21 protein-coding genes and 1 pseudogene are annotated in these 24,735 nt (G+C 69.4%); 13 read left to right on the forward strand and 9 right to left on the reverse strand.

Annotated features, from left to right (window positions below; all coding sequences use genetic code 11):
• Positions 1-207: 207 nt before the first annotated feature.
• On the reverse strand, positions 208-645 hold the full coding sequence (locus IE262_RS24000; protein WP_134033575.1) for a MarR family winged helix-turn-helix transcriptional regulator: 438 nt from the start codon (positions 643-645) through the stop codon (positions 208-210).
• A 165-nt stretch (positions 646-810) separates the two neighbouring features.
• Between IE262_RS24000 and IE262_RS24005 the strand changes: the two genes are divergently transcribed.
• Positions 811-993, forward strand: a complete 183-nt coding sequence (locus IE262_RS24005) for a ribbon-helix-helix protein, CopG family (protein WP_189876409.1) — start codon at positions 811-813, stop codon at positions 991-993.
• A gap of 19 nt (positions 994-1,012) precedes the next feature.
• Here IE262_RS24005 and IE262_RS24010 read toward each other — a convergent pair whose 3' ends face one another.
• The gene (locus tag IE262_RS24010) at positions 1,013-2,470 is read right to left on the reverse strand and encodes an NCS2 family permease (RefSeq protein ID WP_134033572.1); all 1,458 of its coding nucleotides are present in this window, start codon (positions 2,468-2,470) and stop codon (positions 1,013-1,015) included.
• Between the two features lie 235 nt (positions 2,471-2,705).
• Here IE262_RS24010 and IE262_RS24015 point away from each other — a divergent pair, with 235 nt between their 5' ends.
• On the forward strand, positions 2,706-3,002 hold the full coding sequence (locus IE262_RS24015) for a DUF2530 domain-containing protein (protein WP_134033569.1): 297 nt from the start codon (positions 2,706-2,708) through the stop codon (positions 3,000-3,002).
• A 100-nt stretch (positions 3,003-3,102) separates the two neighbouring features.
• Entirely contained in the window at positions 3,103-5,502 is a 2,400-nt protein-coding gene (locus tag IE262_RS24020; protein WP_189876411.1) for an HAD-IC family P-type ATPase, read from the forward strand.
• 12 nt (positions 5,503-5,514) lie between these two features.
• On the opposite strand, the gene IE262_RS24025 is transcribed toward IE262_RS24020, so the two are convergent.
• The 3 genes from IE262_RS24025 to IE262_RS24035 form a co-directional block, all read right to left on the reverse strand.
• Positions 5,515-6,369 carry a calcium-binding protein gene (locus tag IE262_RS24025; RefSeq protein ID WP_189876413.1) on the reverse strand — a complete coding sequence of 285 codons (855 nt, stop codon included), beginning with the start codon at positions 6,367-6,369 and terminating at the stop codon, positions 5,515-5,517.
• Positions 6,370-6,571: 202 nt separating this feature from the next.
• Positions 6,572-9,751, reverse strand: a complete 3,180-nt coding sequence (locus tag IE262_RS24030) for a sacsin N-terminal ATP-binding-like domain-containing protein (protein ID WP_189876415.1) — start codon at positions 9,749-9,751, stop codon at positions 6,572-6,574.
• A 102-nt stretch (positions 9,752-9,853) separates the two neighbouring features.
• On the reverse strand, positions 9,854-10,222 hold the full coding sequence (locus tag IE262_RS24035; RefSeq protein ID WP_189876417.1) for a winged helix-turn-helix transcriptional regulator: 369 nt from the start codon (positions 10,220-10,222) through the stop codon (positions 9,854-9,856).
• An 86-nt stretch (positions 10,223-10,308) separates the two neighbouring features.
• Here IE262_RS24035 and IE262_RS24040 point away from each other — a divergent pair, with 86 nt between their 5' ends.
• Positions 10,309-11,217, forward strand: coding sequence for an NAD(P)-dependent oxidoreductase (locus IE262_RS24040; RefSeq protein WP_189876419.1), 909 nt, complete (start codon positions 10,309-10,311; stop codon positions 11,215-11,217).
• On the opposite strand, the gene IE262_RS24045 is transcribed toward IE262_RS24040, so the two are convergent.
• Positions 11,189-11,431: a DUF397 domain-containing protein gene (locus IE262_RS24045; protein WP_189876421.1), complete on the reverse strand. Its 243-nt coding sequence runs from the start codon at positions 11,429-11,431 to the stop codon at positions 11,189-11,191. The genes IE262_RS24040 and IE262_RS24045 overlap by 29 nt on opposite strands.
• Positions 11,428-11,733, reverse strand: a pseudogene (locus IE262_RS24050) (Scr1 family TA system antitoxin-like transcriptional regulator); the annotation flags it as partial. The pseudogene IE262_RS24050 and the gene IE262_RS24045, both read right to left, overlap by 4 nt.
• Positions 11,734-11,954: 221 nt before the next feature.
• On the opposite strand from IE262_RS24050, the gene IE262_RS24055 reads away from it, so the two are divergent.
• Together IE262_RS24055 and IE262_RS24060 are read left to right on the forward strand one after the other, a co-directional pair.
• Complete coding sequence (locus tag IE262_RS24055; protein ID WP_189876422.1) at positions 11,955-12,671, forward strand: hypothetical protein; 717 nt, start codon at positions 11,955-11,957, stop codon at positions 12,669-12,671.
• 192 nt (positions 12,672-12,863) lie between these two features.
• Positions 12,864-13,703 carry a DMT family transporter gene (locus IE262_RS24060; protein WP_189876637.1) on the forward strand — a complete coding sequence of 280 codons (840 nt, stop codon included), beginning with the start codon at positions 12,864-12,866 and terminating at the stop codon, positions 13,701-13,703.
• A 74-nt stretch (positions 13,704-13,777) separates the two neighbouring features.
• Here IE262_RS24060 and IE262_RS24065 read toward each other — a convergent pair whose 3' ends face one another.
• A complete protein-coding gene (locus IE262_RS24065) occupies positions 13,778-14,704 on the reverse strand; it encodes a DUF3027 domain-containing protein (protein WP_134033531.1) in 927 nt (308 codons plus the stop codon).
• Positions 14,705-15,261: 557 nt separating this feature from the next.
• Between IE262_RS24065 and IE262_RS24070 the strand changes: the two genes are divergently transcribed.
• From IE262_RS24070 to IE262_RS24095, 6 genes are all read left to right on the forward strand, one after another.
• A complete protein-coding gene (locus tag IE262_RS24070; RefSeq protein ID WP_189876423.1) occupies positions 15,262-16,698 on the forward strand; it encodes an MFS transporter in 1,437 nt (478 codons plus the stop codon).
• 77 nt (positions 16,699-16,775) lie between these two features.
• Positions 16,776-17,249 (forward strand): DUF2771 domain-containing protein, encoded by a 474-nt coding sequence (locus tag IE262_RS24075; protein WP_134033525.1) that lies wholly within the window; start codon positions 16,776-16,778, stop codon positions 17,247-17,249.
• Positions 17,219-18,007, forward strand: a complete 789-nt coding sequence (locus IE262_RS24080) for a futalosine hydrolase (RefSeq protein ID WP_189876424.1) — start codon at positions 17,219-17,221, stop codon at positions 18,005-18,007. The genes IE262_RS24075 and IE262_RS24080 overlap by 31 nt, the downstream gene beginning before the upstream one ends.
• Positions 18,008-18,053: 46 nt before the next feature.
• Positions 18,054-18,881: a 1,4-dihydroxy-6-naphtoate synthase gene (locus IE262_RS24085; protein WP_189876639.1), complete on the forward strand. Its 828-nt coding sequence runs from the start codon at positions 18,054-18,056 to the stop codon at positions 18,879-18,881.
• A gap of 53 nt (positions 18,882-18,934) precedes the next feature.
• Positions 18,935-20,599 (forward strand): Eco57I restriction-modification methylase domain-containing protein, encoded by a 1,665-nt coding sequence (locus IE262_RS24090; RefSeq protein ID WP_189876425.1) that lies wholly within the window; start codon positions 18,935-18,937, stop codon positions 20,597-20,599.
• Positions 20,600-20,670: 71 nt separating this feature from the next.
• Entirely contained in the window at positions 20,671-21,399 is a 729-nt protein-coding gene (locus IE262_RS24095) for a PaeR7I family type II restriction endonuclease (protein ID WP_134033516.1), read from the forward strand.
• Positions 21,400-21,630: 231 nt separating this feature from the next.
• Here IE262_RS24095 and IE262_RS40375 read toward each other — a convergent pair whose 3' ends face one another.
• Complete coding sequence (locus IE262_RS40375; protein WP_134033513.1) at positions 21,631-22,014, reverse strand: cold-shock protein; 384 nt, start codon at positions 22,012-22,014, stop codon at positions 21,631-21,633.
• A gap of 968 nt (positions 22,015-22,982) precedes the next feature.
• Between IE262_RS40375 and ltrA the strand changes: the two genes are divergently transcribed.
• Positions 22,983-24,401 carry a group II intron reverse transcriptase/maturase gene (ltrA, locus tag IE262_RS24105; RefSeq protein ID WP_189876426.1) on the forward strand — a complete coding sequence of 473 codons (1,419 nt, stop codon included), beginning with the start codon at positions 22,983-22,985 and terminating at the stop codon, positions 24,399-24,401.
• Positions 24,402-24,735 lie beyond the last annotated feature (334 nt).

Here is a 24,735-nt window from a genome sequence, read left to right on the forward strand (position 1 = left end):
GAATCTGCTCCGGGTCCCGAACTCAAAGGGGTTCGCCTCCTCGGCTGTCACGGACTTCGTCGGCCGTCCTCGGGACTGCGCCGGCGTCGGCAGTCACGATCATCGTGGTCCTCGGCGCCGCCCTCGGGAGGGGCGCCCAGGGGTCTCACGGAGGCGCGGCTCGCTGCGGGGCGGCATACGCGCGCCGTGGGCGCCCTGTGCGGCGGCTCACAGGTGCGCGAGCTTCTCCAGGACGGGCGCGGCCTCGCGGAGCTTGGCCCACTCGTCCTCGTCAAGGCCCTGGGCCAGGGTGGTCAGGAAGGCGTTGCGCTTGCGGCGGCTCTCCTCAAGCATCGCCTCGGCACGCTCGGTCTGCTTGACCACCTTCTGGCGCCGGTCCTCGGGATGCGGCTCCAGGCTGACCAGCCCCTTGCTCTCCAGCAAGGCGACGATGCGCGTCATCGAGGGCGGCTGCACATGTTCCTTGCGGGCCAGTTCGCCCGGGGTGGCGGTGCCACAGCGGGCCAAGGTGCCGAGCACCGACATCTCCGTGGGGCTCAGCGACTCGTCGACCCGCTGGTGCTTGAGCCGGCGGGACAGACGCATCACGGCGGAGCGGAGGGCGTTCACGGCGGCTTCGTCGTCGCCATCGGTCTGATCGGACATGTTCTTTAGGGTAACTCATTACCCTCCCTAAAGACCACTGCGATGCCACAGGTATGCCCGTGACCCCGCCCACTCATGCGACCCGTCAAGGGGCCATCACCCATACGGGTGAGTCAGGCGCGAAACGTGACACACCGCCGCCGAACGGGCCCGACCCTCGTGTCCATGGGGACCAGCGTGCTCAGCCTGCGCATAGACCGCGACCTGCTCGAACGCCTCCGACAACACGCCGCGAAACGCGGAATGAGCGTCCAGGACTACGTCGCCCAGACGCTCATTCGTGCCGACTTCGACGAGCGGTTCCAGACCGCGGTCGAGGAGACGGAAAAGTTCTACGGGGTCAGGTGACTCAAGCCACTCAGCGACATCACGTGAGGCCCAGCGCCGGCATCAGGTAGTAGAAGGCGAACACCGCCGACACCACGTACATCGCGACCGGCACCTCCCGGCCCCGCCCGGCGGCCAGGCGGAGCACCACGAAGGTGATGAAGCCCATACCGATGCCGTTGGTGATGGAGTACGTGAACGGCATCATCACCATGGTCACGAAGGCGGGGATCGCGATCGTGTGATCGGCCCAGTCGATCTCCCTGACCGAGTTGGCGAGGATCAGGAAGCCGACCGCGAGCAGTGCCGGAGTGGCCGCCTGGGACGGGACCATCGTGGCGACGGGCGTGAGGAAGAGCGCGACGGCGAAGAGCGAACCGGTGATGACGTTGGCGAACCCGGTCCGGGCCCCCTCGCCCACGCCCGCCGTGGACTCCACGAAACAGGTGGTGGCGGAGGAGGAGCTCGCACCGCCCGCGGCGACCGCGATTCCGTCGACGAAGAGGACCTTGTTGATGCCGGGCATGCCGCCCCGCTCGTCGGTCAGCTTCGCCTCGTCACCGACACCCATGATCGTGCCCATCGCGTCGAAGAAGCACGACAGCAGCACGGTGAAGACGAAGAGCGTGCCGGTCAGCAGACCGACCTTGCCGAACCCGCCGAAGAGGCTGACCTGGCCGATGAGCCCGAAGTCGGGCGTCGCCACCGGGTTGCCGGGCCACTTCGGCGTGGTCAGGCCCCAGGACGGCACCTTGGCCACGGCGTCGATGACCACCGCGAGCACGGTCATGGCGACGATCGAGATGAGGATGGCCCCCGGCACCTTGCGCACGATCAGCGCGAGCGTGAGCAGCGCCCCGAGCACGAAGACGAGGACGGGCCAGCCGCCCAGGTGACCGCCGGCGCCGAGCTGGAGCGGCACGGTGGTCTGCGCGACGTCCGGGATACGCGAGACGAACCCGGAGTCCACGAGACCGATGAGCATGATGAACAGGCCGATGCCTATCGAGATGCCCTTGCGCAGCCCGAGCGGTACGGCACTCATGACCCGCTCGCGCAGCCCGGTCGCGACCAGCAGCATGACCACGAACCCGGCGAGCACCACCATGCCCATGGCGTCCGGCCACGACATGCGCGGGGCGAGTTGAAGCGCCACGACGGTGTTGACACCGAGGCCGGCGGCCAGGGCGATGGGCACGTTCCCGATGACGCCCATGAGCAGGGTCGTCAGTGCGGCGGTGACGGCGGTGGCGGTGACCAGCTGACCGTTGTCCAGCTGATGCCCGTACATGTCCTTCGCGCTGCCGAGGATGATCGGGTTCAGCACGATGATGTAGGCCATCGCGAAGAAGGTGGCGAAACCGCCCCGGATCTCACGGGAGAGCGTGCTGCCCCGCTCCGAGATCCTGAAGTAGCGGTCGAGAGCGCCGGGCGCGGGCCGGGATGCCGGCTCCTGGGGCTGGGGCGCGGTGGCCTTGTCGGGGGCCGAGGTGGACATGCGGGACCTCATCACCAGCAGCGTCCCCTCGGAGCTGTTGGCGTTTCCTACGAACACAAGTGGCCAGGGACAAACGGTTTCAGTATGAACATATGAGGCCCGTGAAATGAAATCGTCACCCGAGGACCTCCCCGCCCCCGATCTGCCCTCCCCACCCCCGATCTGCCCTCCCTTCCTCCGACCTCCCCTCCCCCGACCTCCCCGCCCTCCCTGACCACCCTCGTAAGCTGTCCCCATGGCGAAGTGGACCCCCAAGCACGAGGCGCCGGAGCCCCTGGAGGGCCCCGTGGTCGCGACGATCACCGGCGGCACGATCGTGTGGTTCGTCCTCTTCCTCGTCCAGCTCCCCTTCTACGACTGGTTCGCCGACCGCGGCCACACCTGGTGGCTGTGGACCTGCCTGGCCGGCGGCGGCCTCGGCCTGATCGGCACCTGGTACGTACGCAGGCGCGACGCGGCACTCAAGCGGGCGGCGGCGCGGGACGCCACGGAGCGGACCGAGCAGACCGCGGGCCTGGACGGCCGGCCCTGACGCAGGCCGTACTACTACGGCATCACCCCTGTCCTCCCCAGGTCGGATCTTTCGCCCACTCGGCGGGTGAAGCACCAAATCCGCACGTACCGTCTAAGGCATGACGCACATCGACGCGGGCGCGGAACTCGATCCTGTGCATCCGGTCCCCCTCCCCGCCCCCGGACGGGCGCTCGGGCTGACGGCCGCGGAGGTGGCCGAGCGGGTGGCCCGCGGCGAGGTGAACGACGTCCCCGTACGGAGCAGCCGCTCCACCGCGGACATCGTCCGCGCGAACGTCTTCACCCGGTTCAACGCGATCATCGGTGTGCTCTGGCTGATCATGCTCTTCGTCGCGCCGTTCCAGGACAGCCTGTTCGGGTACGTCATCCTGGCGAACACGGGCATCGGGATCATCCAGGAGTGGCGCGCCAAGAAGACGCTGGACTCGCTCGCGGTGATCGGGGAGGCACGGCCGACGGTGCGCAGGGACGGCGTCGCCGCCCAGGTCGCCACGTCCGAGATCGTGCTCGGGGATCTGATCGAGATCGGGCCGGGGGACAAGATCGTCGTCGATGGCGCGTGCGTGGAGACCGACAACCTGGAGGTCGACGAGTCACTGCTCACCGGGGAGGCCGATCCCGTCGTCAAGCAGCCCGGGGACCAGGTCATGTCCGGGAGCTTCGTCGTCGCGGGCGGCGGAGCCTTCACGGCGGCCAGGGTCGGGCGCGAGGCGTACGCGGCGCAGCTCGCCGAGGAGGCGTCCCGTTTCACGCTGGTGCACTCCGAGCTTCGCTCCGGTATCTCCACGATCCTGAAGTACGTGACGTGGATGATGATCCCGACCGCGATCGGGCTCATCATCAGCCAACTGGTCGTGAAGGAGAACGCCTTCAAGGACTCGGTCGCCCGGACCGTCGGCGGCATCGTGCCGATGGTCCCGGAGGGCCTGGTCCTGCTCACGTCCGTGGCCTTCGCCATCGGGGTGATCCGGCTCGGGCGCCAGCAGTGTCTCGTGCAGGAGCTGCCCGCCATCGAGGGGCTCGCCCGTGTCGACACGGTCTGCCTCGACAAGACGGGCACGCTCACCGAGGGCGGCATGGACGTCACCGAGCTGCGGCCGCTGGACGGCGCCGACGAGTCGTACGTACGGAAGGTGCTGGGCGCCCTCGGCGAGTCCGACCCGCGCCCGAACGCCTCCCTCCAGGCGATCATCGACGCCTACCCGGACGGCGACGACTGGCGCTGCACCGAGTCGCTGCCGTTTTCCTCGGCCCGCAAGTACAGCGGCGCCACCTTCAGCGAGGGCACGGGCGAAGCGAGTACGTGGCTGCTGGGCGCCCCCGACGTGCTGCTGGCCGACGGCGACCCGGCGCTCGCCGAGACCGAGCGGCTGAACGAGGAGGGGCTGCGGGTCCTGCTGCTCGCGCGGGCGGCCCGGGACCTTGACGCCCCGGACGTCGTGCACGGCGCCCGGCCCACCGCGCTCGTCGTCCTGGAGCAGCGGCTGCGCCCGGACGCCGCCGACACACTGCGCTACTTCGACGAGCAGAACGTACGGGCCAAGGTCATCTCCGGCGACAACGCGATCTCCGTCGGCGCGGTGGCCGGGAAACTGGGGCTCAACGGAGAGGTCGTCGACGCCCGGCGGCTGCCCGCCGAACGGCACGCCATGGCGGACGCCCTTGACACGGGCACCGTGTTCGGACGGGTCAGCCCACAGCAGAAGCGGGACATGGTGGGCGCCATGCAGTCGAAGGGGCACACCGTGGCCATGACGGGCGACGGCGTGAACGACGTGCTCGCCCTCAAGGACGCCGACATCGGGGTGAGCATGGGCTCCGGCTCGGAGGCGACCCGGGCCGTGGCGCAGATCGTGCTCCTCAACAACAGCTTCGCGACACTGCCCTCGGTGGTCGCGGAGGGCCGGCGGGTCATCGGCAACATCACGCGCGTGGCGACGCTGTTCCTGGTGAAGACGGTCTACTCGGTGCTGCTGGCGATCCTGGTGGTGTGCTGGCAGGTCGAGTACCCGTTCCTGCCCCGGCATCTGACGCTGCTGTCCACCCTGACGATCGGCGTCCCCGCCTTCTTCCTCGCCCTCGCACCCAACAAGGAGCGGGCGAAACCGGACTTCGTCGGGCGGGTGATGCGGTACGCGATTCCGGGCGGTGTGGTGGCGGCGCTGGCGACCTTCACGACGTACCTGATCGCGCGGCACTACTACACGGGTCCCGGCTCGCTGGACGCGGAGACGAGCGCGGCCACCCTCACCCTGTTCCTGATCTCGATGTGGGTGCTGGCCATCATCGCCCGCCCGTACACCTGGTGGCGCCTGTGCCTGGTGGCCTCGATGGGCGTCGCGTTCCTGGTGGTGCTGGTCGTGCCGCGGTTGCAGGAGTTCTTCGCCCTCAAGCTGGTGGGCGCCGCGATGCCCTGGCTGGCCGTGGGCATCGCGGCGGTGGCGGCGGTCGCCCTGGAGTTCCTGTGGAGGCAGGCCGACCGCCGTCTGCCCGGCTGACCGCTCCGCCTCCTACTGCACGTCGACGAAGTCACCCGACGACGTGACCGCCGGCGTGGTCGACGTGCCCGCGAAGACAAAGCGGAAGGTGCCGTCGGTGGTGGCCGTGACCGTGGTCTTCAGGGCGCCCGCGGAACCGGACTTGATCGTCTTGACGTCCGCGTAGGTGGTCGCACCCTTCTTCTTGAACTGGAGCTTCACGAACTGGTTTGTGTAGCCGGCGTACTTGCCCGTGTCCCAGTTGGCGCGGGTCAGGGCGCCCGTGACCGTGATGGTCTTGCCCTTCTTCACCGGCTCGGGCGAGGCGTTGACCGTCAGCCTGGAGTAGCGCTTGACGCTGTGGGTCTTGTACGCGTCCTTGAGGACGTAGTCGCCGTCCTTGCCCAGGGCACCGGCGAACACCTTCCACTTGCCGGCGAGGACGTTGCTGTAGATGTTCTCGTTCGGGTCGGCGACGACGGTGACCTTGCAGGTCGCGCTGCGCGCGTTCAGAGCGGTGCAGGTGCCGGTCTCGGCGTCCGGGACGATCGCACCGTCCACGTCCGTGTCGATGTCGGTGCCGTGCCACAGGAACGCGTAACCGTCCTCGATGCCGGACGGGTCGGTCGCGGTCACCGAGATGGTGAAGGTCTTCTTGTTGGTGGTGCCGACCACGACGTCCTTGCCGCCGTTGACGGTCACCTTGTCGATCACGGTGTCGCCGACGACCTCGTCCGCCGCGGCGGTGGCACCGAACGCGTCGGCACCGAACGGCGTGACCGACGACGCGAGTGCGCCGGGCTCGGCATCGGCCTGCGCGGCCGGTACGGCGAGGGCGGAGAGCGCCAGGGCGCCGGAGACGGCGGCCACGGTGGCACGCATGCGCATGTGTTTCCCCACGTGTCAGGGGGGTCCCGCGGCAGCTGGAGTTGCTCAGCTGCTCGACTGCTCAGCTGCTCAGCTGCTCGGCGGGAGCCCGAGTTGGTCCTTGGTGCTGATGAACCGGATGGCTCGGGGGATCAGATCCACGTGGGGACAGAAAGGTTGTACGGGAGGTGAACACAATGCGCAGATGTCGCGTAGATCACGTTCAGTCGAACCAGCGGTCCCGCGCCAGTTCCTCCGTCCTGGACGGGTCTTCGAGCAGCGCGGCCACCTCGAAGCGGCGCGGCCACTGGCCGGCGGCCCATGCCAGCCCCGCCGCGACGCCCTCAAGGGTCGCCGCGTGCAGCACACCGTCCCGGGTACGGCGCCAGTCCAACTCGACGCCGTCGACCACGAGTTCCTCGTGCTCGACGTAGGTGGACGGGGTGGCGGGGCCGAGCAGCACGCGCACGGACTCCGGTACGTCGTGCTCCGTGCCCTCGGAGTCCACCTCGCCCGTCACCGACTCGCTCAGCCGCCGCACCTGGAACAGTTCGGCGAGGTCGGCGGCCCTGGACGGCCGTACGGGCAGCAGCGGCACCCCGCCCGTGAACGGCAGCAGATCGGGCGAGTCGACGACCACCGCCTCGGCCGCGTCCACGACCACGACCTCCCCGTCCAGCACGGCCCGCAGCGCGTCCGGCAGGGTCACCTGCTCGGGGTCGAGGTCGGCCAGCGCGCCGTACAACGCGTGCAGTTGCGCCGACGACACGTGCCGCTCCGGGTCGGCGAGGCGGTCGAGGAGCTCGGCGGCGCCGCCGGGCTCGTCCAGCAGGGCGGCCACGGACGTGCGGACGCCGAGCGCCCGCAGTACCTGCTCGTCGTCGAAGCCGGTGGCGTCGGCCTCGTCGTACAGGCCGTGGAGGAGCGGGTCGCCGCCCGCGGCGCGCAGTCCCGCCGGGCGGCGCCCGTCGAGCACCGGGTTCCCGCGCAGCCACCACGCCGTGTACGAGCGGACGATCTCGTGCGTCCCGTCCGGCAGCAGAACGCGCACCGGCTGGGTGAGCGCGTCGCGCAGCGGCGGCCGCGACAGCAGGGCGAGGGCCTGCGGCCAGCGGTCGTCGTCCACGAGGTCGAGATCCCGCACGGCGACGATCTCGGTCGCGACGGGCGGTACGGGCGTGTCCGGGAGCCGGTCGAGGACGTCCTCGCACCACACGTCCACGGCGTCGAGGAGCCCCGCGTCGTCGGGCTCCGCGAAGTCGCCCTCCCTGGGCTCCAGTTCGTCCGGGTCGAGGACGACGTCCGTGGCGCGGACGAGCAGGAAGTTCGCGAGCACACCGCACGCGGCCAGCGGCTGTTCGCCCCAGCGTTCGGCCAACTCGACTTCGACGAAGGCGAGTTCGTCCTCGCGCATGACCTGGGCGAACGCGCTGCCGGGGAGGACGAGCTCACCGGCGGGCGCGAGCTCTCCCTCCTCGTCGGGAAGGGCGAGGGCACCGAGCCAGGGTTCGTCACCGGGTTCGAGGCCCGCGTCCCGTACCAGCCCGAGGACGATGTCCGCGAGTTCCTCCGCGTCGAGGGCGTCCTCCTCCCAGGCCCCGGAGTCCTCGTCCAGGGAGGCGGCCACGGCGGCACGCACCTGCGGCGTGGTGAGCACGGCACGGGGCGTCGCGGGCAGCGCGCCCAGCTTCTCCAGCAGCGGATGGGCGGCGTCCGGGTGCGCGACCTTGAGGCCGAGCCGGGCCAGGGCCTCCGGCTCGATACGCGCCGCGTCCGGGGCGGGCAGCAGGACCTGCCGGGGCCCGATCGTCGTACGACCGTCGGCCAGCGGCACCGGCAGCCCGGACAGCCGGTCGGGGTCGACCCCGGCGAGACTGTCGTAGAGCCGCCGCCACCAGCCGGGGTCCTTCTCCAGCCCGGCGAGACGGTCGACGGCCTCGGTGAGCGGAAGCCGGGCCACGCCCAGCGTCCGCAGCTCGACGCGGCGTTCCAGCCCGGCGGGCAGCAGGCTCGGCAGCACCTCGGCGAGGACACGTACGGTCTCGGCCCCGGCACCCTCGACGACCTCCGCGTCACGGGGCCGGAGCGCCTCCGGAAGCTCGTCGCGCTGAGTCGGGCCGATCTCAGCCGGGCCGACCGCCGTCGTGCCGATGGCCGTCGGGTCAATGGCCGGAGGCAGGAAGGCGGTCCTCGGAAGACGGTCGAGGACCGCCTGCCGCAGCGCCCCGTCGAGCTCGCCCTTGCCCAGCGGGCCGGGCACGAGGTCGATGCTTCCGGGGGTCACCGGCCGCCAGTCGGCGAGGAGTTCGGCGTACGCGTCGGCCGCGCGCTCCACGAGGAAGCGGGTGAGCGGGCCGGGCGCGGCGTGGCGGCGCGTGGTGTCCAGCGGAAGCGTGGCGATGAGCAGCGCGGGCACGCCGAGCGGCTCGTCGCTGGGGGTGGGCGCGTGCACGACGGGCGCGGTGCGGGGGCGGACGGGGGTGCCGTCCGCGTCGATGGGCACGGCCCAGGTCACGGACCAGTAGGGGCGCAGCCGCTCCTCCACGGGCCGGTCGGCGAGGAGCGCCGGGTCGAGGGGCCCTGCCTGCGAGACCGTACGCCAGTAGGTGGTGCCCTCGCGGGAGTCCTCGACGGTCACACCGTGCTCGCGGGGCCGGCGGCGCAGCGTACGGGTGCTGTCCCCGACCTCGACGACGACTTCGTCGAGTCCGGGCAGGGCGAGCAGCAGCGCATCGTCCACACCGTTCAGGAGCCGCTCGGCGAGATCCTCGGCGGCGGCGTCCCGCAGCGGCAGGATCACGACCGTGTCGTACGACTCCGGTGCGGTGCCCTCGGCCGGGAACGGCAGCCGCAGCAGGGGTACGTGCCCGTCGCGGCGCCGGATCTCGTCGCCCAGCCCCGGGCTGTGGCGGGCGGTGTCGGCGGCCAGCTCACGCGCCTCGGCGAGGGACCAGCGGACGCCTCCGTGCCGCCCCACGACGGCGGGCTCGTCGGTGACGGCCAGTACGGCGGCGAAACCGACACCGAACCGTCCGACGGTGACCCCGGTGATCTCGGTGCCCTCGTGCGTGTCCCGCTTGGCGGAGGCGCGCAGGGTGGACAGGGACTCCACGCCGGTCGCGTCGAGGGGCGCGCCGGTGTTGGCGGCGACGAGGACACCGCCGCGGAGGGTGAGCCGCAGCCGGCCGGGAACCTTGGCCCGCGCGGCGGCGTCGGCGGCGTTCTGGGCGAGCTCGACGACGAGCCGATCCCGGTACCCGCCGAGTACCAGGTCCTCCTCGGCGTTGGCGTCCTCGCGGAAGCGGGCCGGGCTGGTGGCCCAGGCGTCCAGTACCCCACGCCGCAGCCGGGCCGTGCCGAACGGGTCCGCACCCTCGGCCGCGGGCCGCACGAACTTGCTCACGGTTCTTCTCCTCGTCGACGTGAGGACGAAGGTACCGCCTGAGGAGCGCGGGCGTGCGCGCCGCCCGCCCTGGACCTCGGCCGCGGCTTTGGGCCTTCGTTGTCAGTGTGAGGTTTTGGCTGTGTCCACTACCTCGGAGCCTTCGCGACGGATCCGCTCGACACCCCAGGCACCGAGCGGCCCGAGTGCCTGGTTGAGCGTGCGCCCGTGCTCGGTCAGGGAGTACTCCACCCGCGGCGGCACCTCGGCATGGACCTCCCGGTGCACAAGACCGTCCTCCTCCATTTCGCGCAGGTGCTGGGTCAGCATCTTCTCGCTCACCCCCGGCAGACCACGACGGAGCTCGGAGAAGCGGCGTACGCGATGGGCGTCGAGCTCCCAGAGGATCAGCCCCTTCCACTTGCCGCTCACAACGTCGAGCGCCGCGTCGATGCCGCAGATGTAGGGCCCGCGTCTCGGCGCCTTGGCCATCGCTGAACTCCCCCTTACGAAAAGGTAAGTACCGCAGTATTAAGTGGGTACTTCCGAGATTAGTGGCGCACTCCGAGCATGGAGCGGTGAACGAACAACACACCCCATCCCCCAGGCAGGACAGCCCCGTCACCGTCATCGGGCTCGGCCCCATGGGCCAGGCCATGACCCGCACCCTCCTCGCCGCCGGCCACCCGGTCACCGTCTGGAACCGCACCGCCGGCCGAGCAGACGGAGTCGTCGCCGACGGAGCGACACGCGCGGCCACACCGGCCGAGGCGGTCGAAGCGAGCGATCTGGTGATCCTCAGCCTCACCGACTACCAGGCGATGTACGACATCCTGGGCAGCGTCTCCGGATCACTCGCCGGCCGGACGCTCGTCAACCTGAGCTCGGACACCCCCGACCGGACCCGCGCGGCAGCCACCTGGGCAGCAGACCACGACGCCACCTTCCTCACCGGCGGTGTCATGGCCCCGGCGCCGATGATCGGCACGGAGGCGGCCTACATCTACTACAGCGGCCCCGAAGAGGCACTGGAACGTCACCGGGCGGTGTTGACCCTGCTCGGCACACCGAAGTATCTGGGCGAGGATCCGGGCCTCGCCCAGATGATGTACCAAGCCGCGCTCGCGGTGTTCCTCAGCACCCTGTCCGGACTGATGCACGCGACCGCGATGCTGGGCAGCGTCGGCATGAAGGCCCAGGAGGCACTGCCGGAGTTGCTCACCCTCTCCGACTCGATCGGCGCGATGATGAGAGCGGGCGAGGCGACTCCTGGCGCCGCGCTGGATGCGGGGGAGCATCCGGGCGACCTCAGCACCGTCACGATGATGGGCGCGACATCCGACCACATCGTTGACACCAGCAGATCGCTCGGCCTCGACCTCGCTCTCCCGGAAGCCGTCCAGGCGCACTATCGGCGCGCGATCGAAGACGGACACGGCGGTGACAACTGGACCCGCATCATCGACGGCATACGCGCCCCGCGCTGACCCGGCAGCCCTCGGCCACGTACGGCACGAAGCGCGCCCACGCGTCCGGGGTGAACGTGAGCCGGGGGCCTTCGATGTTCTTGGAGTCGCGGAGGTGGACGGTGCCGGGGGTGACGGCCAGTTCAACGCAGGACTCGCCATTCGTGCCGCCGCTGTAGCTGCTCTTGAACCACGCCAGTTCGGAGGCGTCCCTGGCGGAGGCCTTGCGCATCATGTCTCTCCCAGCAGTTTCTCGATGAAGGCCAGCGACTCCCGTGGCGGGAGGGCCTGCGCCCGGATGGTGCCGTACTGCAGCTCCAGGATGCGGAGTTGCTTCGGATCGGAGACGGGCCTGCCGTTGAACAGGCCATCGGACCGTCCCACCGCCGTACCGTCCGGGAACTTCAGCAACTCGATCCTGCCGTCCAGTCCTGGGTGGGCGTCGGCGTTCGTCGGCATCACCTGAAGCGTGACGTTGTTCAACTGCCCTACCTCCAGCAGACGTTCGAGCTGCTGTCGCCACACCATTGTGGTCCGAGCGGGCCGGGGGGTGCGGGATTCTGCGGGCTCGCACCCCCTACGAACTGGCCCGGAGCCCATGCGCCCCTGCCGACTAAGCGATTGAGCTCGACGCGCACTGGGGATTGAACTAACGGGCCTCGCCTGTTCGAGAGTTGGCCTGGACATCAGATCCAGCGCCGAGAGTCTGTGAGGTGTGCATGGCGGGTTCGCGTACCGCATCCGAGCCGGGGACCTTGTTGGAGCGCTGGGACGAGCGGGGGCTGGCCATCGCCTGCATTGTCGCCGTCGGTGGGTCGGTGACCGCTGCACTCTTCGGATTGTCCGCCGCCTGGCAGATGCCGTTCCTGTTCACGGCGGTGTACGCGATCCTGCGCTCTCTCGTCCCCCTGACCGCGTCGCGCCGAGAACTGGCCACTCTCCACGCCGAAGTCGAACTGCTGCGGCGCGACTTCGATCGGGTGAACTCGTCACGCATCGAGCACTATCCGGACGCGTCAGCCTTCTATCAGGCGGAGATCGACTATCTCGTCAACCGCCACCCCAGACATATGGACGCCTGGTACATGCGGCTCGAAACTCCCGATGATTTCAGGGCGTCAACTGCGGCCTTCTCGGACTACTTCCAGGCCGTACTCGACTGGGCGGGCAACGGCGGATCGGTGCGGCGCCTGTTCTGCCTCGGCTCGTCCAGGGGGTATGCGGGCTGGACAGTACGGCACCGGGAGGAGACCCGCCACCTGCGCAGTTACAGCATTCGCGAGGTGACCTGGCCCATCAAGGCCGACCTTATGAGCATGGCCATCATGGACACGAGCGCGGTGTTCCTCGCATTCACCGTCGGCGACCGGGTCCAAGGCATGCGCATCGAAGACCGCGAGGCCGCGGCGTACTTCAAGGCGTACTTCGACCGGCACTGGGAGAACGCCAGGGAGGTGCGCATTGCAACACCTTGAAGTGCGCTCAAGAGATCATTTTGGCATCGGTGTCGCAGCCGCGGCCCCCTCCCACCACCCATGCCGGGAAAAGGGCTCACCTTTGAGGTAGTCGTACGCGTCGCGCGGGACGGTGGCGAGAGTCCGGTGAGAGTGGGCTCGGATCGGGCCCCGGTTGCGCCACTCCCCTACAGTCGCTTTGTGTTCTTTGGCATGGTGTGCGCCCTGGGTGCGGCAGTCTGTTTCGGTACGGCGACCGTGTTGCAGGCGATGGCCGCGCGCCAGGTGGCGGGCACCGGTGGGGGCGGGGACGCGGCGCTGTTGCTGCGGGCGGTGCGGCAGTGGCGGTACCTGGCCGGGCTGGGGCTGGACGGGCTCGGGTTCCTGTTGCAGATCGCGGCGCTGCGATCGATCCCGATCTATGCGGTCGGCGCGGCGCTGGCGTCGAGTCTGGCGGTGACCGCGGTGGTCGCGGCGCGGTTGCTGCGGGTGCGGCTGAGCGGGGTGGAGTGGGGTGCGGTGGCGGTGGTGTGCGCCGGGCTGGCGATGCTGGGGCTGGCCTCCGGGGCGGAGGGCCATCGGGACGGCTCCACGGCGTTGAAGTACGCGATGACGGCGACGGCCGTGGGGGTGCTGCTCCTGGGGACGGTCGGGGGGCGGTTGCGGGGGCGGGGCCGGGCGCTGTTGCTGGGGCTGGGCGCCGGGTTCGGGTTCGGGGTGGTGGAGGTGGCGGTGCGGCTGATCGACGACCTGGCGCCGGCGGCCCTGTTCACCAACCCGGCCACCTACGCTCTGCTGCTCGGCGGGGGCGCCGCCTTTCTGCTGCTCACCTCGGCCCTGCAGCGCGGCTCGGTGACGACGGCCACCGCCGGGATGGTGATCGGGGAGACGATCGGCCCGGCGGCGGTGGGCGTGGTGTGGCTGGGCGACCGCACGCGCGAGGGTCTGACCTGGCTCGCGGTGCTGGGCTTCGCGCTGGCGGTGACGGCGGCCCTGGCCCTGGCCCGCTTCGGAGAGGCCCCCGTGGCGGGGGCCCACCCGGAGGACGCGTAGGGCTTGTCGTCACACTCCCGACGCTCCCGCGAACTGCGGGCGCAGCCCCGGGGCTACCGGCCACCGGCCACCGGCTACGAGTGACCCAGTTCCGCCGACGCCTCGTCCGCCGTCACCGGTACCGACCCCGAGTCCGGGGACGGACGCAGCGGGAAGTGGTCCACCCTCGTCTCGTCGATCACCGGCGGAGCCGGCCGCGGCGGCTTCGGCATGACCGCGGCCTCCGAGTGGCCCCCGCACCCGTACGACAGGGACACGACGCGCCCGTCCGCCGGGGAGAACTCGTTCGCGCACACACCGAACGCCTGACCCAGCGACCCCCCGATGGGCGTGAGGAAGCCGCAGCTCACACAGGACGCCGGCGCCGCCTGCGCCATGGCCGTCTTGGGGCCGTACGACTCCTCCCAGCGGTCGGCGGCGCTGTGCAGCCCGTAACGCGAGAGGACCCGGGCCCGGCGCATGCCGAGCTCCTCGGCGACCGCCGCGATCGAACCGCGCGCGGGCGCGATCGGCAGGTTCGCCGGCACCCCGGCGGTGACCTCCGCGTCCTCCGCCTCCACCAGCTCGGCCATGTCCTGGGACACGGCGGCGTTCGGCGTCGGCAGGTCCTCGCCGGAGAAACCGGGCTCCAGGCGCAGATCCTCGGCGTCGGTGGGCAACAGGTCCCCCGGACCCATGTCACCGGGGCGCAGCCGCTCGCTCCAGGGCACCCACTCGGGGGCGAGGAGGGCGTCGGGGCCGGGGAGCAGGACGACCTCGTCGAGCGTCACGATCTTCGCGCGCGACGCCCGTGCGACCGTCACCGCCCAGCGCCAGCCGCGATAGCCGAGCTCCTTGCACTCGAAGAAGTGCGTGACAACGCGGTCCCCCTCGGAGATCAGCCCCGCGTGCCCGCCGACGACACCGGGCGCGGCGGCCTCCTCGGCGGCGGCCCGGGCGAGGTCGACGGCCTCCGCGCACAGGCGGTCGGGGGTCCGGCTTCGCGTTGTCGCTGCGCTCACAGGTATCGCTTCTCTCCTACGCCGTCTCATCGTGCGCGGCCCCTTGGCGGGGGGCGCGGACGGAGCGGACCAGTGGGCCGCGTCGACGTCCGTGCGACCGCGCTCGGGCGCACTTACGTCATCCATTCTGCGCTATGCGAGGGCGCGGCGTGGCACCGGCTGTGCGGTGGCCCTGCGGGCGGCCTTCTCGGGTGCCTCTTCCCGGGGCTGCGCCCCGGGTCCCCGATCAGCGACAGCCCCTTCATGTCGTGGGTCGGGTGCGGGTCGTCGGTGGTTGATCGCGCAGTTCCCCGCGCCCCTGGTATGGGGCTTCGCCCCCATATCCCCATCAGCACCAGCCCCGCCTCGCCGTGCGTCGGCCACCGGCCGTCGGTGGCTTGTCGCGCCCACGCGGCGGAGCCGCACCATGTCACAGCCCCGCGCCCCTGATATGGGGCTGCGCCCCAAACCCCCATCAACACCAGCCCCCCACGCCGTGCGTCGCGGGATGTGACCCGCCGGAGGTCGTCCGGGGCGTTACCGCACTACCCGGCCCCGAGTCGGGGCACTATGACGGAGTGGCAGCCGCGAGGTCGTCCCAGGGTGCTACCGGGGTCGGTGGGGCCAAGGTGGACAAGGAGAGCAGCTGGAGTGGCGGATCGGGCCGGGTGACCGGAGCCGTCCGTTCCGTCGGGCGTGCCCTGCACCTCCCCGTGACCGGGGCCGCGCGGGGCATCAGGAAGGCCACGCACGCGCAGGGGGCCGGGGAGTCCGGGCTCGGCAAGCTGATCGAGCTGCACGCGGTCAACGGCGCCGGGGACGTCATGATCACCGTGGCGCTGGCGTCCACGGTGTTCTTCTCCGTGCCCACCGACGAGGCCCGGGGCCGCGTCGCGCTCTACCTCGCCATCACCATGGCCCCGTTCGCCCTGCTCGCCCCCGTCATCGGCCCCCTCCTCGACCGGCTCCCCCACGGCCGCCGCGCCGCCATGGCCGGAGCCATGCTCGCCCGCGCCCTCCTCGCGCTGCTGCTGTCCGGTGCCGTCGTCACGGGAAGTCTGGAGCTGTATCCGGCCGCCCTGGCCGTGCTGGTCGCTTCCAAGGCGTACGGGGTCGTCAGGAGCGCCGTCGTACCGCGGCTGCTGCCGCCCCGGTTCTCGCTCGTGAAGGCCAACTCGCGCGTCACGCTCGGCGGGCTGCTCGCCACCGGGGTGGCCGCGCCGATCGGGGCGGGGCTGCAGTCCCTCGGGCCCCGGTGGCCGCTCTACGGCGCCTTCGTGATCTTCGTCGTCGGTACGTTTCTGTCCTTCTCGCTGCCCCCCAAGGTCGACTCGGCCAAGGGCGAGGCCACGGCGCTGCTCGCGGCGGACCCCGAGCACCTGCACGGGCCGCGCCGCGGCAGGGCGCTGAAGCGGCCGGGCCTGCGGACCGTCGGTATCGCCGTCACCCACGGTCTCGGCGCCAACGCCTCGCTGCGCTGTCTCTCCGGGTTCCTGATCTTCTTCCTGGCGTTCCTGCTGCGGGAGCATCCGATCGCCGGGCAGAGCGCCGCCGTCTCGCTCGGGATAGTGGGCGTCGCGGCGGGAACCGGCAACGCGCTGGGTACGGCCGTGGGGGCGTGGCTGAAGGCCCGCGCGCCCGAGATCATCATCGTGACCGTCGTCGCCTTCGTGCTGGCCGTCGCGATCACGGCGGCCGCCCTCTTCGGAGCCGTCATGGTGGCCCTGCTCGCGGCCGTCGCCGGGTTCGCGCAGGCCCTCGCCAAGCTGTCGCTGGACGCGCTGATCCAGCGGGACGTCCCCGAGCTCGTCCGTACGTCCGCGTTCGCGCGCTCCGAGACGCTGCTCCAGATGTCCTGGGTCCTGGGTGGCGCCATCGCCATGGCCCTCCCCCTCAACGGGGTCCTCGGCCTCGCGGTGGCCGCCGCGATCGTGTGCACCGGGTGGATCACGACCGTGCGCGGACTGCTCTCCTCCGCCCGGCAGGGGAGCGCGCCCAGAGCGCGGGTGGCCTGAGAGGGCCTGAGGAGACTCAAAGAGGTCCTCGTACCCCTCCTGGCAGTGCCGCTGGACATGCCAGATAGCCTTCGGCCATGACCTCCCTGCGTTCCGAAGCGCGCCGACGTCGCGCCGTCGCCACCCTCGGTGCCGTGTCCGCCGGCCTTCTCGTCCTGTCCGCCTGCGAGAAGCCGACCCCGCTGGCCACCGTCACGGTCGGCACGGACTCGGTGAGCTCCGAGACCGACTGCTACAACGAGGGCAAGAGCGTCCCCACCGGCGAGCTCGCGAAGTGCCTGAAGAACAAGGACATCAAGTCCATCAAGGTCGACCCGGACGAGACGGTCCGCTTCGGCGTCGACCCGAAGATCGCGGACAAGGGCTGGACGATCCTCATGAACGGTCAGCCGCTGACCGACAACAGCACGAAGACGTACCGCACGATCCCGGGCAGCGTGTTCTTCAACGCCCAGTACGGCGCCCAGGGCAACACCACGGTCGTCTCCGTCCAGCAGGGCGAGACCAACGTCACCGGACTGTGGTCCTTCAAGCTCACGAAGGACGCCTGATCACTGCCCCGGGGCCGCGCGTGCTCGTGGCCACGGCGGTCCCGGCCGAGAGGGACGCGGTGGCCAGGGCGTTCGGTACGCGCGCCCATGAGGTGCCGCTTCCCGGCGTGAGCACAGAGACGCTGCACCGCGTCGGCGACGACCGGTACGACCTCCTCGCCGTCGGCGTCGGTCCCGCCCTGGCCGCCGCCTCCACCGCCACCGCGCTCACCGCGGCGGCCCTGCACGGCACGCCCTACGCCCTCGTCGTCTCGGCCGGCATCGCGGGCGGTTTCGCGCCGGACGCGCCCCTCGGCTCGCTCGTCGTCGCCGACGCCGTCACGGCCGCCGATCTGGGCGCCGAGACGCCCGACGGCTTCCTGCCCGTCACCGAACTGGGCTTCGGCACCGTCCACCACCGTCCGCCGGAATCACTCGTACGAGAGACCGCGGCCGCCACCGGAGCACGCGTCGGAACCGTACTGACCGTGTCGACGGTGACCGGCAGCGCCGAACGCGCGGCCGAGCTGCGCGCCCGCCACCCCCGCGCCCTCGCCGAGGCCATGGAGGGCTTCGGGGTCGCCGAGGCCGCCGCCGCGCACGGTACGCCCGTGCTGGAGCTGCGGGCCGTCTCCAACCCCGTCGGCCCCCGCGACCGGGCCGCCTGGCGCATCGGGGACGCCCTGGCCGCGCTCACCGAGGGCTTCGGGAAGCTCGCGCCCGTACTGGAGAGTTGGACCTCATATGACCGCCATGACCCCGCAGAACGAACCCCGTGAAGCCCGTGAAGCCCATGGACCCCGTGAAGCCCTCGGTCCGCTGAAGATCGCGTACTCCCCCTGCCCGAACGACACCTTCGTCTTCGACGCCTGGGCCCACGGCCGTGTGCCGGGCGCACCCGCGCTCGACGTGACGTTCGCGGACATCGACATCACCAACGGCATGGCCGAGCGCGGCGAGTTCGACGTGCTGAAGGTGTCGTACGCGGTGCTGCCGTACGTCCTCGACGAGTGGGCGCTGCTGCCGTGCGGAGGCGCGCTCGGCCGGGGCTGCGGGCCGCTGGTGCTCACCAGGGAGCCGGGCGTCGACCTCGCCGGCCGTACGGTCGCGGTGCCGAGCGAGAGGTCGACGGCGTATCTGCTGTTCCGTCTGTGGGCCGCGGACACGGTGCCCGGCGGCGTCGGGAAGATCGTGGTCATGCCGTTCCACGAGATCATGCCGGCCGTGCGGGACGGGAAGGTCGACGCGGGGCTCGTCATCCACGAGGCGCGCTTCACGTACCAGAACTACGGGCTGCACAAGCTCGCCGACATGGGCGAGCACTGGGAACGCACGACCGGGCTGCCGATCCCGCTGGGCGCGATCATCGCCAAGCGCTCCCTGGGCACCCGGACGCTGCGGCTGCTCGCCGAGTCGCTCCGTACGTCCGTACGAGCCGCCTGGGACGACCCGGAGGCCTCCCGCCCGTACGTCCTGGAACACGCCCAGGAAATGGACCCGGCGGTCGCCGACCAGCACATCGGTCTGTACGTCAACGAGTTCACGGCCGACCTCGGCGAGGACGGTTACGCGGCGGTTCGGGGACTGCTGACGCGCGCGGCGGCGGAAGGGCTGGTACCGGCGCTCGGGCCGCACGCGCTGGCGTTTGTCTGAGTCTTGGCCTCGCTCCGATCTCGATGTCAGTGCGTCGTCCTATTCTGACTCGCATGAGCCTCCTCGCCCCAGCTGCATATCCTGAGAACGCGCCGCAGCAGAATTTTGGCGCGGTGTTCACACGCCGTTGGGTAGTCGACCTCATCCTCGACCTCAGCGGCTACACCGCCGACGTGGACCTGACTCAGCTCACGGCCGTCGAACCGTCGGTGGGTGACGGTGCGTTCCTGTCCGCTATGGCCGACCGGCTGCTGACTGCCCGCGCCACGCATGCGCCGGATGCAACATGGGCATCACTGGCAGGTTGCATCCGCGCTTGGGACCTTCAGGAATCCCACGTCAAGACGTGCAGAGAACTGGCCTCGGCCTCGCTCCGTGCTGCCGGGTGTCCTGCTGAGATCGCCAACTCACTTGCCACGTCGTGGGTGCGAGCAGGTGACTTCCTCCTGGACACCCCGGACGAGGAAGCCGCTGATTTCGTGCTGGGCAATCCGCCCTACATCCGGATTGAGGACCTCGCCCCGGATCTCCTTGCAGCGTACCGCCGGGCATGTCCCACCATGGGAGGGCGAGCAGACGTTTACATTGGTTTTCTCGAGCGGAGCCTCGATCTCCTCAAGCCCGGCGGCCGACTCGGTTTTATCTGCGCAGACCGCTGGATGCGCAACCAGTATGGCAAACGCCTGCGACAGAAGATCGCCAAGCAGGGCTTCGCCTTGGACTACGCGCTGACCATGCACGAGGTCTCCGCCTTCGCTGTCGAAGTCAGTGCGTACCCCGCCATCACTGTCCTCAGACACGGTCCTCAGCGAACAGCCATCCTTGGCAACGCCGCTGAGGCTTTCGGCCCCGCCGAAGCCACCCGCTTCCAAACCTGGGCGCTGACTGACAGTACCGTCGAGCTCCTCGAGCCGTCCGTTACCGGCGCTCGTCTTCCCCACTGGCAGTCGACAGCCGACTCCTGGCCCGATGGGTCTCCCCATTTGCTGGCTTGGCTTGATGAGCTGAACGAACGCTTCCACCCCTTGGAGAGCTCGGACTCCCACACACGGATCAGCATCGGTGTCGCCACGGGTGCCGACGCCGTGTACGTCACAAAGAACGCAGAGGCTGCTGAGCCGGAGCGGATGTTGCCGCTTGCCATGGCGGCCGATATCGCGTCGGGCACATTCATCTGGGGTGGAAACTACCTCGTCAACCCATGGGAACAGAACGGCCTGGTGAGCCTCGCCGACTGGCCTGAACTACGGAGATACCTGACCCAGAACAGCGCGGCGGTACGTGGCCGAGCCATCGCCAAGAAGAACGAGCGAACGTGGCACCGCACCATCGACCGGGTCACGCTTCCCCTGACGAAGCAGCCCATGCTTCTACTCCAAGACATGAAGGCCCGTATCCACCCCGTCCTCGCACCGGCCGGTTTCTACCCACATCACAACCTGTACTACATCGTCTCCGAGACCTGGGACCTGGAAGTGCTCGGCGGGCTCCTGCTCAGCGAAGCGGTCGAGCGGCAGGTGGCGGCCTACTGCGTCAAGATGCGGGGGGGCACGCTGCGCTTCCAGGCTCAGTACCTGCGTCGAGTGCGGGTCCCCCAACAGGAAGAGATCCACGAGGTCGTACAGGAGGAGCTGCGCCTGGCATTCCGCAGCCGGGACCGGGATCGAGCGAACACAGCGGCCCTGCTCGCGTACGGCTTGGAATCCTTGCCAGACTAGACCCAGCTAGCACGCAAATCTCGCCAACGGTGGAACTTGAGACTCCGTAAGCTTGCCGACAGGATGCGAGCATGGACGAGAGCACGCAAGTTCGAGTAGGTCGCGCCTGCCGCAGCTGGGTGAACGTCCGCACGGCTCAGGCTGTAAGAGCCTCAGCAAGCGGTCGGGGACAGGAAGGGTCACGATCTGCGGTCACTGGTGGCAAACATCTTGATGGATTCGACCAGTTGGTGCAGGACGAACTGATCGCAGCCGGTGGTAGCGGTCTGAGGTTCCTGTCCGGACGCAAGGCAACGCTTCCGGGCTACTACCGCGCCACGAAGTCCTGGGACCTCATAGCATTGCAGGACGACGAACCGATCCTGGCCGTGGAATACAAGTCCATGCAGGGCAGCGAGGGCAAGAACCTCAATAATCGCGCAGACGAGGTCTTCGGAGTTGCGGAGGACCTGCGGGCGGCTGAACAGGCCGGACTCCTGGCGTCCACGATGCGCAGGGCCTACATCTTCGTGATGGGCATCGCTCCCGAGAGCACTTCTCCTGCGGGAGTTTCCCGGGTCGCCGCCGGAAAGACCGACGCAATCTTCCAGGGTGCCTCCTACCTTGAGCGCGCTGCCATCATGTGTGAGCGCATGCGCAGCACCGGCCTGTACCACCTGACGTGGACTGTGGGCATCCAGGAAGCACCCTTCAGCTGGAGTGAACCACGCTTGTCGGTGGGGTGGGACGCATTCGCTCAAGGCATCAGCGACATGTTCGAAGGTGGGAAGGTGAAGCCGCTCCCTCGCGACGAGATCTGACAGGCAGCACCGCTGCGCCATGCAGCGCATACTGCGATTGCCAGTTCTGGCGTGGGACCGGAGTTCGCACCAGGTCCACACCGGGCGTACTTGACGCTGACGTTCGCCTTTGGACCAGCACCAGCTTGGGCACCTGACACATGCCGTGCCCTGCACATGCACCCGCCGCTCGCACCCAGGGGCGGCTCGTCGGTGGTGACTTCAACCATCACCGACGAGCCGCCATGAACGTCAGACGTCCAGTTGGTCGGCGACCGCTCGCAGCAGGCCCGCGATCTTCTTGCCGGAGGCCTTCTCGGGGTAGCGGCCCTTCTCCAGCATCGGTGTGATGTTCTCAAGAAGGGTCGTCAGGTCCTGCACGATGGAGGCCAGTTCATCCGGCTTCTTGCGCTGCGCGGCCGCGACCGAGGGCGTCGGGTCCAGGATGGTCACCGAAAGCGCCTGGTCACCGCGCTGGCCCGCGACGACGCCGAACTCCACACGCTGGCCCGGCTTGAGCGAATCGACTCCGGCAGGGAGGACCGAGGAATGGACGAAGACATCGCCGCCGTCGTCGCGGGAGAGAAAGCCGAAGCCCTTCTCGCTGTTGAACCACTTGACCTTGCCAGTCGGCAAAGCACACACCTACTTCCGCTACACAAGGCCAACGTTTGGACCAGCCTACCGGGGCTCTCCCCACTCGATCACCTGTGAAAACAGAGAGAGCTCTTGCCAGGATCAGCAGAGACTCAAAGTGACCGCAGCGGCAGTGAGTCCAGGTGGCGGTACAAAGCGGTGCGGGAGACTCCCAGAGCCTCAGCCTGCCGCGCTGATGGGTGGTCAAGCGCTGCTGGCAGCGGGGAGGACCACCAGGGCGCACAGCTCCTACAGGTTGGTGGCCTCGCACGGACACAGGCCCCCTACGCGAGCAACCCGGGCTCGGACCGGAAAGTTGCAGCCGCTACGTGTGACCTTCGAATTTAGACGGGTGCGCCACGAGGCGCCGGTGCGCCGTGAGGCGCGGTGAATCGAAGGAGGTGCAAGACCTCCTCGCCAGGCTGTCGCAGCAGTCTGGTGGGAGCTGAGCGCAGTCCGACCCGGGAGGCGCCGGGGAGGGCGGGAAGCAGCGCTGACAAAGCCGGGACGGTCTGGAACTGCCAGACGGGCCGGGTCCGGCGAGCGGGATCAGAGGGCATACGAGAGGAACCAGTGGTAAAGCTCCGTAAGCGTGACACCGGCTCAAATCTGTTGGATATGGGCCGGGTTGCAGCGCACAGTTCGTCCGAAGGGCGGGCTGACTCCGTAGCCGACTTGGCGTGTCGGTGGGGAGGCCACGGCGAAAGCCTGCGGCGTAACCGTGGCGATGCTGCCGGGGCAAAGCTGGATGCCGGACTGATCGATCGATTCACCGTGAACACGGGAACCATCCCGCACCACTCCCTTGTCCCGGAATCCATCCGGGCCCGAGGGATAGATGCGTCGTCCGTCGAAGGCGCGGGATGGGGCGGAGGCCCCGTAGTAGTCCGAGCGGGCGAGAGGTCCGCGCATGGCGAAGGGGGCCAGCAAGTCGGCAGTACGGATGCTGGAATGCCGGGAGGGCGTTGGTGAATACCGACGAGCTGGAATACGCCTTACTCAAGGCCGAACGCCGGGTACTGGAGATCCAGACCAAGCTGCACCGATGGGCCAGTGATGATCCTCATCGCAGGTTCGATGATCTGTACAACCTCGTCACCGACCCGGGCTTCCTGCTGGTGGCCTGGGATCGGGTGCGGAACAACAAGGGCGCACGCACGGCGGGAGTGGACGGCGAGACCGCCTACTACATCGAGTCCGTGCGTGGGCTGGAGGGGTTCCTTTCGGAATTGCGGGAGGGTCTCAAGGCCCGCACCTTCCGTCCCCTCCCGGCGCGACGGCGCGCGATTCCCAAGCCTGGCGGCAAGGTCCGCTACCTGGGGATCGCGACCATTCGTGACCGGGTGGCCCAGGCGTCCTTGAAGCTGGTGTTGGAGCCGATTTTCGAGGCGGATTTCCTCCCGTGCTCCTACGGGTTCCGTCCGAACCGCCGGGCCCATGACGCAGTGGCCGAGGTGCACCATTTCGCATCCCGCTCTTACGAGTGGGTTGTCGAGGGTGACATCAAAGCCTGCTTCGACGAAATCTCGCATTCCGCCCTGATGGATCGGGTGCGGTCACGCGTCGGGGACAAACGCGTCCTGGCCCTGGTGAAGGCATTTCTCAAGGCGGGCATCCTCGATGAGGACGGCACGCTGGTGGATACCGACGCCGGAACTCCACAAGGGTCGATTCTTTCCCCGTTGCTGAGCAATGTGGCTCTCTCGGTCCTGGACGAGTACATCGCCCAGGGCCCGGGCGGCCCCGGAGCCAGCCCCTATGGAAGGGCCAAGCGACGCCGTCAGGGTCTGCCCAACTACCGCCTCGTGCGGTACGCAGACGATTGGTGCCTGCTCGTGTCGGGCACCAAGGCACACGCCGAAGCCCTACGGGAAGAACTCGCCGGGGTCCTCTCCGCGGTGGGTCTGCGCCTGTCGCCGGAGAAGACCCTGATCACCCACATCGACGAGGGCCTTGTCTTCCTCGGCTGGCGCATCCAGCGCCACCGCAAGCGAGGCACCGGCAAACAGTACGTCTACGTCTATCCGGCCAAGAAGGCCCTGGTGGCCGTCATGGCCAAGGTGAAGACGATCTGCCGGCGGAGCACGAACCTGACGCTCGAAGACCTGCTGCGTCAGCTCAACCGGATGCTGCGGGGCTGGACCGCGTACTTCAAGTACGGATGCTCGAACGCGACTTTCAGCTATCTGAGGGCCTACCTCTGGAAGGAGATCGTCAGATGGCAGGAGCGCAAGCACCGGCGTGTCCCCTGGAAGGTACTACGCCGACGCTACGGCATATGGCCCGCCGAGGGCGGGATGGAACTGTTCGACCCGGCCAGGGTGAGCGCCAAGCGCTACTACTACCGGGGGACACGCATCCCGACACCGTGGCCGAGCACAGCATGAAGTGAACACAAATCCACGGGACTTGTGGAGAGCCCGGTGCGCTTAGCGGTGCACGCCGGGTTCGGGAGGCGACCCGGAGAAACGGGCTGGTCGTGAGGCCAGTACCGCGCTCCGGGTCGACCTCACTTGTTTCGATAGGTGAGAGACCTTCGCCTTCCTCCTGTCGCAGCAGGGCGTTGAAGCTGGGGCAGCCTGATCCGGGTAGTTCCGGGGAGGGCGGGAGCTCCCTCATGGACCGGGTACAGGCCAGGGTCAAGACAAAGGTGTGCCGGCGTTCGTGAAAGCGTTACTCAAGGCCGGAGTCCTCACCTCGGGCCATCAACAGTCGACCATG

Source organism: Streptomyces bluensis (assembly GCF_014650715.1).
In the GTDB taxonomy this organism is placed as follows: Bacteria; Actinomycetota; Actinomycetes; order Streptomycetales; family Streptomycetaceae; genus Streptomyces; species Streptomyces bluensis.